Annotated in this window: 5 protein-coding genes, 1 tRNA gene and 3 pseudogenes; 5 read left to right on the plus strand and 4 right to left on the minus strand. The window is 67.1% G+C overall.

The features are described from left to right. Positions 1 to 158 precede the first annotated feature (158 nt). Positions 159 to 1,766 (minus strand): dynamin family protein, encoded by a 1,608-nt coding sequence (locus tag BZL64_RS25815; protein ID WP_086771587.1) that lies wholly within the window; start codon positions 1,764 to 1,766, stop codon positions 159 to 161. Between the two features lie 321 nt (positions 1,767 to 2,087). On the opposite strand from BZL64_RS25815, the gene BZL64_RS25820 reads away from it, so the two are divergent. Continuing rightward, positions 2,088 to 2,160: transfer RNA gene (locus tag BZL64_RS25820), tRNA-Arg, on the plus strand. 189 nt (positions 2,161 to 2,349) lie between these two features. Here the strand turns inward: BZL64_RS25820 and BZL64_RS25825 are convergent. Beyond that, the gene (locus BZL64_RS25825) at positions 2,350 to 3,663 is read right to left on the minus strand and encodes a tyrosine-type recombinase/integrase (RefSeq protein ID WP_244205499.1); all 1,314 of its coding nucleotides are present in this window, start codon (positions 3,661 to 3,663) and stop codon (positions 2,350 to 2,352) included. A 474-nt stretch (positions 3,664 to 4,137) separates the two neighbouring features. After that, complete coding sequence (locus tag BZL64_RS25830; RefSeq protein ID WP_086771588.1) at positions 4,138 to 4,536, minus strand: peptidase inhibitor family I36 protein; 399 nt, start codon at positions 4,534 to 4,536, stop codon at positions 4,138 to 4,140. A 1,496-nt stretch (positions 4,537 to 6,032) separates the two neighbouring features. Between BZL64_RS25830 and BZL64_RS25835 the strand changes: the two genes are divergently transcribed. The 4 genes and pseudogenes from BZL64_RS25835 to BZL64_RS25850 all read left to right on the plus strand — a co-directional run bounded on the left by BZL64_RS25835 (position 6,033) and on the right by BZL64_RS25850 (position 7,661). Further along, complete coding sequence (locus tag BZL64_RS25835; protein ID WP_086771589.1) at positions 6,033 to 6,233, plus strand: dehydrogenase; 201 nt, start codon at positions 6,033 to 6,035, stop codon at positions 6,231 to 6,233. 72 nt (positions 6,234 to 6,305) lie between these two features. Beyond that, positions 6,306 to 6,449: pseudogene (locus tag BZL64_RS25840) on the plus strand (GntR family transcriptional regulator); the annotation flags it as partial. A 50-nt stretch (positions 6,450 to 6,499) separates the two neighbouring features. Continuing rightward, entirely contained in the window at positions 6,500 to 6,697 is a 198-nt protein-coding gene (locus BZL64_RS25845; protein WP_086771591.1) for a hypothetical protein, read from the plus strand. A gap of 154 nt (positions 6,698 to 6,851) precedes the next feature. Further along, positions 6,852 to 7,661: pseudogene (locus BZL64_RS25850) on the plus strand (IS5 family transposase). A gap of 49 nt (positions 7,662 to 7,710) precedes the next feature. Here BZL64_RS25850 and BZL64_RS25855 read toward each other — a convergent pair. Then, positions 7,711 to 8,018, minus strand: a pseudogene (locus BZL64_RS25855) (helix-turn-helix domain-containing protein); the annotation flags it as partial.

An 8,018-nucleotide genomic window follows, 5' to 3' on the forward strand; every position in this document is an offset into this window, starting at 1 on the left:
GACGGAACACGGGGGACAGGCGCCGCGTGTTGCGCCTGTCCCCCGTGTTCCGTCTGTTCCCGGTGATCGTCGCGATCACTGGGATCTGTGTGATGAGGGGCGTGATCCGTGTGGCCGGTGTGGTCGGTGTGGTCGTGGTTCGTGACGGCGGTCACCGGTCACCTCTCCTTCTGCAGTACGGACAGCGCGGCGATCAGTTCGGCCTGGGGTTCGGCGTGGACGTCGAGTCCGTCGAGCGGGGCGAGCCGGCGCTCGCGTTCGTTGTGCAGGACGCGGTCGAGGTGCTCGGTGAGCAGCCGCCCGCCCCGGTCACGCAGCCGCAGCGCGCCATGGGCGCCGAGCCGTTCGGCGAGCCCCTCGCCCGCCGAACGGGCCCTCCGGCCGCCCAGCAGGACGGTGGCGACGAGGGCCGCGACGAGTTCGGGGTCGGGTACGGTGCCGCGTTCGAGGTCGCGCACCTCGTCCTCGGCGTACTCCTCCAACTCGCGCCGCCAGCGCCGTACGGCCATGCCGATGCGGTGTTCGGCGGTCTCCGGGGCAGGATCGCGGTCGAGCAGTTCCGGGGCGCCCGAGGCCGGTTCGCGGCGCCAGGCCTCGTCGACGCGCTCGTCGGCCGCGGTGACGGCGCACAGCAGCAGGGCGGCCAGGCTCTCCACGAGGGCGTCGAGCAGTTCCCCGGCGGTGCAGTCCAGCGGAAAGGCCCGCCAGCGCTTGAGGGCGTCACCGGCGAGCACGGCGCCGCTCTGCAACCGGCCCCGCACGCGCGCGTACTCGCTGTCGTAGGCCCCGTCGACGGCCGAGGTGAGCCGCAGTGCGGCCGCGTACTGGGCGGCGGCGGCGCCGGCCAGTTCGGGCATCCGGGACTTGAGCGAGTCGAGGACGCCGTAGGCCGTGCGGGCCATCGCGTCGTGGCGGGCGGCGAGGTCCTGCGTGTGCTGGACGAGCCAGGTGCGCAGCGGTGCCACGGCGGTGGCCGGAAGCAGCCCCCCACCCCAGGCGGACTCGGGCAGTTCGGGCACGGTGAAACGCGGTACGTGGCCCAGCCCGGCCTTGGTGAGCAGGGCGCCGTACTGCCGGGAGACCTCGGAGACGACCTGGTGAGGAACGCGGTCGAGGACGCTCACGAGCGTCACGTCGTACTCCTTCGCGGTGCGCAGGAGGTGCCAGGGCACGGCGTCGGCGTACCGTGCCGCCGTGGTGACCATGACCCAGATGTCGGCGGCGCAGATGAGTTCGGCGGCCAGGACGCGGTTGTCGGCGACCAGGGAGTCGACATCGGGCGCGTCCAGGAGGGCGAGGCCGGGCGGAAGGGTCTCCGCGGTCTCGATGCGCAGGAGGCGTCTGCCGTCCTCGCCGGGCAGCAACAGGTCGTCCGCGGGCTCCTGATGGGGCACCCACACGCGCGTGAGGTCGGGCAGTACGCGCATGCCGCTGAACCAGTGATGGTCCTCCGGGTGGCACACCAGCACCGGCGTCCGGGTCGTCGGCCGCAACACGCCCGCCTCGCTGACCCGCTGTCCCACCAGCGAGTTGACGAGGGTCGACTTGCCGGCGCCGGTGGAACCGCCCACCACTGCCAGCAGAGGTGCTTCGGGCTGTCTGAGCCGGGGCACCAGATAGTCGTCGAGCTGGGCGAGGAGCTCGTCGCGGTTGGCACGCGCGCGTGGGGCCCCCGCCAGGGGCAGCGGAAAGCGTGCGGCGGCGACACGGTCGCGCAGGGCGGAGAGTGCGTCGAGCAGCTGAGGCCGTACGTCCAAGGTCACCACATGCGAAGAATGCCCAATTTCGGGGGATTTATGAAGCATATAGACATGCCTGCGCGCCGATAGGACAGAAGGGATGGAAGCCGCGACTGGGACAGAGGTGTGGCGCAGGCATAACGAGTGCACAACACCCGGCGCTCCAGACACCAAAAGCGGTGCACAATTCGTACCTGCCTGCGATTATCAGGACCGCTTCACCGAACCTCCACATTGAGCCACGGAGGCGAAGCGCTCGGGACAAGGAACCGGGAGCCCTATCCTTGTCCCCGGCAACGTCACGGATCAGCCCACACCCGGGCACCAGGTACGAGGCCACCACACCCGGCCCCCGTAGCTCAGTGGATAGAGCAGGCGCCTTCTAAGCGCTTGGCCGCAGGTTCGAGTCCTGCCGGGGGCGCAAGTCTCCGCCCTCCCTTTGGGAGGGCATTTTTGCTGGTCACGGCGTGTTTCATGCGCCACGACGAAGCCCCGGACGCTCCCCCGACGATCAAGGGGAGGTTCCGGGGCTGTCCGGCTGTCACCGGGTTTTCGCGGGTGGCCCTGTCGAATACGTGTCGAAGTTCTCGGCGATTCTCGGTGAGAAGCCTCAGCCTCCGTCGGTCAGCTCGGGAAGATCCCCGGCGGCCTCCAGGCGCCTTTTCAGGTCAGGCAGCTGCCCCTCGACGCATCGCGCGTAGGTGGCCAGCAGCACCGGCACGCTGTTCCCGGCCCATTCCGCCACCTGGGCGGGTGGAATTCCGTCGTTGAGCCACTTCGTGAGGCGCGTGTGCCGGTTGTCGTACACCCGCCTCCCGGTGGGCGACTCGAAAACGTGCGGGGGCAGGACAGCCTTGCGCGCGCTGCGCCACGCCCGGCGGATGACCGAGCCCGCGAGAATGCCGCCCGTCTCCCCCTGGAAGAGGAGATCCCCCGGCTTGAGCTGTTCGTCCGCGATGTGCTGCCGCAGGATGCGCGTCAGGGCGGGATGCCCCGGCACGGTGCGCGTCTCGCCCTGGGCACGGCCCTTGAGATCACGTTCCTCGTGGATCTCCCCGGTGTCGGTCCATTGCTTGCCGACCTCCGGAGTCGCCGTGTGGATCAACAGCTCGCACCACTGGTCCCCGGCGCCGGGGCCGGGAAGCGTCACGTCCTGCACACGCATGGCTACGGCCTCCTCCGGCCGCAGAGCGCAGTAGTACAGCGTGGCGAAGCACGCGTGCAGCCGCTTTCCTCCTCGTGGCCGGCGCCGTATCCAGTCGAGGAGTGCCGCCGCCTGGTCCGCGTTCATCAACGACCGCTTGTCCACGGCGTTGGTGGTCTTGGTGACAGCCGTCGACTCCTTCCCCTTGGGGAGGGGGTTGGTCCGCAGGACGCGCCGCCGGATCGCGTGCTTCATGACGACGTTGCGGATCCGGCGGTGGCGCTTCCTGGACCAGGCAGCCGCCTGCTTGCCGTCGAGGCGCGTGTCGACGGCTCGCAGGACCTCACCCACCCTCTCCGGCTCCTCCCAGACCGAGACCGGCAGGGAGTTGCGCTCCACCCACCTGAGGATGGTCACCACGTCCCGCGGAGCGTCCGCACGGCGGGTCGCGTTGAATGCCCATTCGCGCAGCGCGGTCCGCACGGCCACCGGGTCGAACTGGGTCGGCTGGGCACGCAGCAGCGCGATGGTGACCGCCGTCAGGGTCTTGGCGGTGTTCTTACGGCTGTTGCCGCCAAGCTCGGCCCAACGGGTGTCCACGTAGCCGACGGCGAACGCGTACCAGCTCATCGAAGCCGACTTGCGACGGTGGGACACCGGCAGCCCGGTGGCGATGACGAAGGCCTCGCCCTTCCCCGTGGCCCGGACCAGTTCGGAGCGGAAGCCCTCTGCGAGTGCGACGGTGCCGAAGGGCTCACGCCAAGCCTTGCCCGCGACCACCCAACGCACGGTGTAGGTGGTCTTCCGGGCGCCTTTGTACGTGAGGATCTGGGCTGCCGCCGCCGACGCGGGCCCACATGTGGAGAGGGCCGGAAGCCATGAGCCGATCACCGCATCGCGCGGCCCACGGTCAAGACAATGCCTCCGGCGGGGATCGGCCGGCACCCGATGGAGGGGGCGTCGTTCGCGGCCGCGGGTCCGTAGTGGCGTGGGCGGTGGGCTCCCATCCCGTCCACCATCGACCCAGGCAGAGCCGAGCAGACGCGGCCCATGGCGTCGAGGTCGTTCGTACAGTGGTGGGTGAATGTGATCTGTCGGGAACTGGCAGGCGCCGGGAAGAATAATCAGGTCAACGCATCGGGAGGTCAGAAAAGGGCCCCGGAACGAGGCGCATTCCAGGGCCGAACGCTGGTGTGCAGCAATGGAGTACCTGACCAGACAGTGGCGGCCAGAGCCTCGGAGCCGGTGAGTGAGTTACGGGGTAGCCCCGCCCGTGCACACCATGCCGAACTCGCCGAACCAGTCACCGTTGGCGCTATTGGAGCTGAACCCACCGGGTGAGATTGTTCCGTCATGTACGTAGCCGAGGCTGACCCCACCCCAGTGATAGACGGCGGCCTTCACCGACAGGTTGTTCACGTACGACCCAATGCCGTACTCAAAATTGTGTTCACCGAAGTCACCCAGGTCGATGCACGCCTTCGTGCTGGTGCTCGTGACGTCGAGGTCAACATAGTTGATGTTTTCGTAGAGACACAGCTTTCCCGTCGGACAGCCTCCAACGGCTGCCGCAGAAGGAGTCGTGGCAACCATTCCGGCGACAGCCAACCCGCCAACGAGTGCCCCAGATATCAACTTGCGCTTTAGGTCCATGTCAGGCCCCTCCCGATAGGTAGAAAGATCAATCAGGACGCTACGCGAGCAGGTTCATCCGTAACAGATGCAGTTCAGGCCATATGGACTGATAGTCCAAGCCAAGTTCCTCTTCCGTACCCGCAGGATCTTCTCGAGAGTCATGACCATAGCGCGGCTTGAGAGAGTGAGAGGTGAAGCTGTCAAGTCCGCCTGTGGCGGCTGACATCAGCGCCTGACATCAACAGGCCCGGACAGTCGGGTTCGGCGCCGAACCCCACTGGATGATGGGCCGAGGACTACGGCGGATTCACCAACTTCGCCAATCCTCAGTGATCGACCTGATAAGGATGAGGCCCGATCTCAAACTCTGTGTCCAGTGCGGGCGCCGTCACTTAGCCGGTAGATGGCGCCCGCTGACTCAACCCGACCATCGGTTACCGTCTGGAGGCCCGAGAGTCGGGCGCAGCGAAGGGGAGGCCGCCGCCGTGTCGATAAGCGAGAACTTCGCCAAGCTCTTCAAGAGGACGGCCAAGACTCCTGACGGTGCCCCGTTCGCGGTACAGCGCCCGTGCCAATGCGCGCCTACATGGCCCAGCTTGGAGACGACAGCGAACGGGCACATGCTCCCGGCTCAGCCCTCCAGCCACTACAGCGTTCTCACGAACCCCGAGGTCGGTCCGTTCGTCGCGCGCTGCACTGGTTGTCACGCTCACTATCCCCGTCCTTGGGTGATCCCGCAGGGCGCGCCGATGCCTTTCTACTGGGCTCGTGAGGCTCCGCCAACCGCGTGAGCACCACGCAGGCTCAGCGTGCGGAGGCGCCGTCCTGACTAATGAACGGCACCCCATCCGCAGCGGTGAACTGCACCACTGAAGCCGTGCTCGTCTCTGCACCACAAGCGCACCAGATCGAGCGGGGAACAGCGGGGAACCACGGTGAAAGCAGCCCGGTCCGACGGAGCCAGGATCCGATCGTTCGCCCAGGTCGGAGCCCGAACCACCCCCAAATGACCGCAGCTTCCCAAGCTGAGGTTCTGGCATCTAGCCTCCGCTCATGGTCGACATTCATCTTCCGCGGGCCTTGGTCGCCCTACAACTCGACTTGTATACAGCTCGGTTGAGGGTGGTGGAGCATGTCCGTGCGCACGGGTCGGTAGGGGACTGGAGCCCTGACATCAACGCCGATGGAGCGAGACTTCCGCAGGCCAGTGAAGCAAGTGAGATCGCACTTCGGAAGGCAGTCGAGGAGAGCGGCTTGGAAGGGGAGCATGGGCGACGCGCAGTTCGTCGGGCACTCATGGCGGCAGCCGCACCACAAATGCCAGACCGGCCAGGAGCCACGACTACGCCGGAGTCGACATGAGTGTCTAACTGAGTGACAACGGCCACGAACAACGGCGGACGTCCACGAATATCCGCGGACTATCCCAGCAGCTCAGAGCCACACCACCCCAAAAAACCGCCCGCACCCAATTTGCTTCGGGACGAAGCGGTCGCTCCGTTAAGGTGCGCGGCATGACCGACGACGCCCCGGCCTGTCCCGAGTGCAGCCAGCCCATGAAGTCTGGCGGCTTCGTCCTTTGCGGGCGGGAGGACGACGGCCGGCGGACCTGCCGGACGCTGTGGAGGTGTAGCGGTCGGCATATCTGGTGGAACTGGGCCGACCGGCCAGACGAGCCCTTGGAGCCCTGCCCCGTGCCGGAGCTCTTCCGCTGACATCCAACGTTGAATTCGAGCAGGGCACGAGCGTCGCCGACCTTGTCGGCCTGCCGGGCCAGCGCCTCGGCAACACTCGGCATCCAGAAGGCCGCCCTCGTCACGCACATCCGGCGGACGTACTACAGCGACGGGGGACGGCCCGTCGAGACGGCGGACATCGTCGTGCCCGCCGCTCACTGCGAGATCGTCTACGCGATCCCGATCAACCGTTAGCGGGACAAGGCCGCCTCATGCCTTAACCCCTCAGCTCGTATCGTGACGTCATGCGAAACGAGCGGCACGGTGAGCGGCTGACGGACGAGGAGTTGGAGCTGTTCCTCCAGTACCTCCACAGGTTCGCGAACCACGACCTCGATCTCTTCACGCTCATGCAGGTTGGAGACCCTGAGCACCCCGCCTTCGTGTCCTTCAGCAGGAAACCGGAAGCGGGTGTCGAACCTTCGGCCTACCGACGGCCGTAGACCGACTTCGAGCCCTGTCGAATGCGTGTCGACGGCAGGTGACAAGCTGCCAGGAGAAGAGGTTGCTGCCCAGGTCAGCGACCGATCACGAGTGAACACGCCAAGCGTCTTCTAGGAGACCATCTCATTTGGCTACACCGGTATTCTGTGGGTCATGGTGGGGATCGTTGAGCGGCTGGTGCCGGACGAGCTGTGGGAGTTGTTCCAGCGGGTGGTGCCGGAGGCGCCGTCGCGGCCGCAAGGTGGTGGCCGGCGGCGGCACGGTGACCGGGAGGTGCTGGCCGCGATCGTGTTCGTGGCCACGTCGGGCTGCACCTGGCAGCAGTTGCCTTCCGCGTCGTTCGGCCCGTCCGGGGCGACGGCCCACCGGCGGTTCTCGGAGTGGTCGAAGGCCAGGGTGTGGGCCAAGCTCCACCGCCTGGTCCTCGACGAACGCGGGGCTCGTGGCGAGCTGGACTGGTCGCGGTGCGCGATCGACTCGGTGAACGTGCGAGCCCTGAAAAGGGGGACCTGACAGGTCCGAATCCTGTCGACCGGGGCAAGTACGGCTCGAAGATCCACCTGATCACGGAACGCTCCGGTCTGCCCATCTCCGTCGGAATCTCCGGAGCCAACCTGCATGACAGCCAGGCCCTGATCCCTCTCGTGAAGGGCATCCCGCCGATCCGCTCGCGCCGTGGCCGACGGCGGCGCAAGCCTGGCAAGCTCCACGCCGACGAGGGCTACGACTACAACCACCTGCGACGATGGTTTACGCGGGCGGGGCATTACCCACCGCATCTCCCGCAAGGGAGTTGAGTCCTCACAACGCCTGGGCCGCCACCGCTGGACCGTGGAACGCACGATGGCATGGCTCGCTGGATGCCGCCACCTCCACCGCCGCTACGAGCGCAAAGCCGACCACTCCCTGGCCTTTACCAGCATCGCCTGCACCCTCATCTGCTGCCGCAGACTCGCCAAATGAGATGGTCTAAGCGCTTGCTCAGCCTATGTCAGTCGAAGTTACTCATCGGTCACCCGGTCTGTCCAGAGTCCGAGTCTGTGATCCAGCGCCCTTCGGCGGAGTCGTGCACGTACGCCGGCCTCCCTCTGGTCCCGCTCGTGCGGAACGGCTTCCCGCCGTCCGTGATCCGCACCGTCCCCGTACGGCCCCCGGCGCTCCACTCCAGCTCCAGGTACCAGCGGCAGTCGCAGCCCGCCGTCCGCGCGGAGACCAGCAGCTCCTCGGGGTCGGAGGAGGTGACCTTGTACGGGAAGGAGACGGCCGGGATCTTCCGGACCTCGGCGCCGGAGGCGTCAAGGCCGTCGACGGGCCTCGCGA

This window comes from Streptomyces bobili (genome assembly GCF_002154575.1).
GTDB lineage: Bacteria > Actinomycetota > Actinomycetes > Streptomycetales > Streptomycetaceae > Streptomyces > Streptomyces bobili.

Excerpts from the sequence above, each read along its gene's own strand:
- BZL64_RS25830 (WP_086771588.1), bottom strand. The coding sequence starts at position 4,536 with ATGGACCTAAAGCGCAAGTTGATATCTGGGGCACTCGTTGGCGGGTTG.
- BZL64_RS25835 (WP_086771589.1), top strand. The coding sequence starts at position 6,033 with ATGACCGACGACGCCCCGGCCTGTCCCGAGTGCAGCCAGCCCATGAAG.
- BZL64_RS25845 (WP_086771591.1), top strand. The coding sequence starts at position 6,500 with ATGCGAAACGAGCGGCACGGTGAGCGGCTGACGGACGAGGAGTTGGAG.